Raw genomic sequence first — 460 nt, 5'->3', positions numbered from 1 at the left:
CCACTGCACGCGCTCGTCTTCCAGCAGTTTGGCGACGAGATCGCGGGCATCAGCCTCCGGAAGGCCGATCTCGAAACCGTCCTCGCCCGTATAGCCGGAACGGCTCATGAACCACTTCTGGCGCGGCTCGATGCCGTGCATGAACAGCAGCGAGCCGGTCTCGATGCCTGCGCGGGAAAGGGCGGCCCATGCTTCAGGGCCCTGGATGGCCAGGAAGACACGGTCGAGCGGCTCGACCTGCACATCGAAATCAGCCGCCAGCGCGCGCAGATGCTTTTCATCGGCGATGGCGTTGCCGGCATTGGCGACGACCATGAAACGCTCTTCTCCGAGCCTGGTCACGATGAGGTCGTCCAGAATGCCGGCTGCTTCATTGAGGAAGAAGGTCAGCTTGGATTGCGAGATTTCGAGCGTGCCGGCGTCTAGCGGGCAAGCGCGGCTCAACAGCGCAGCCGCTTCC

Annotated in this window: 1 pseudogene; it reads right to left on the bottom strand. The window is 63.5% G+C overall.

Annotated elements, in window-relative coordinates:
• Positions 1-460: pseudogene (locus tag EN852_RS35165) on the bottom strand (glycine cleavage system aminomethyltransferase T); the annotation flags it as partial.

Source organism: Mesorhizobium sp. M2E.F.Ca.ET.209.01.1.1, assembly GCF_004010375.2.
Taxonomy (GTDB): domain Bacteria; phylum Pseudomonadota; class Alphaproteobacteria; order Rhizobiales; family Rhizobiaceae; genus Mesorhizobium.
Note: the sequence above shows the minus strand (reverse complement) of the source record. Positions and strands in the feature narration are given on the sequence as shown.